The sequence below is a fragment of the Aquipseudomonas alcaligenes NBRC 14159 genome (assembly GCF_000467105.1).
Taxonomy (GTDB): Bacteria; Pseudomonadota; Gammaproteobacteria; order Pseudomonadales; family Pseudomonadaceae; genus Aquipseudomonas; species Aquipseudomonas alcaligenes.
Genome location: NZ_BATI01000100.1, coordinates 1 through 642, shown reverse-complemented (window position 1 = coordinate 642; position 642 = coordinate 1). Strand labels below are relative to the sequence as shown.

The 642-nt window shown below is 55.1% G+C and carries 1 protein-coding gene; it reads left to right on the top strand.

Translation table 11 applies throughout. The annotated features are described in order from the left end of the window. Positions 1 to 642 (top strand): transposase (locus tag PA6_RS22205; RefSeq protein WP_043217409.1); only part of this gene is annotated, 642 nt, incomplete at both ends.

Genomic DNA, 642 nt, shown 5'->3' with positions numbered 1-642 from the left:
TTGCCAAGCTAAAAGCGCATATGAAAGAGCTTCAAGGGATCGAAACTCAGCTCAACGATTCCCCTGATAAACAGGTTTCGCTGACCGACCCGGATGCCCGTTCGATGATGACGCGCGGCAGCGGTATCGTCGGCTACAACGTGCAGACGGCTGTCGATACGCAGCACCACCTGATCGTTGCTCACGAGGTCACCAACAGCGGTTCAGACCGCGACCAACTCAGTTCAATGGCGAAGCAGGCTCGTGAAGCCATCGGCGCAGAAACGCTGTCCGTGGTGGCTGACCGAGGCTACTTCAAGGGTGAAGAGATCCTTGCCTGTCACGACGCAAACATCACGGCCTACGTGCCTAAGCCAATGACTTCAAGCGCCAAGGCTGATGGCCGATTCAATAAAGATGCCTTCGTGTATGACCCGACGAAAAACGAATACACCTGCCCGGCGGGAGAGGCACTGATCTGGCGATTCTCCAGCGTTGAGAAAGGCATGAATATGCACTGTTACTGGAGTTCTAAGTGCCAGAGTTGTGCGCTGAAAACCCAGTGCACACCAAGCACAAATCGTCGAGTAAGGCGCTGGGAGCATGAAGCAGTGCTGGAGGAAATGCAGCGCCGGTTGAACCAAGCACCAGAGATGATGCGGG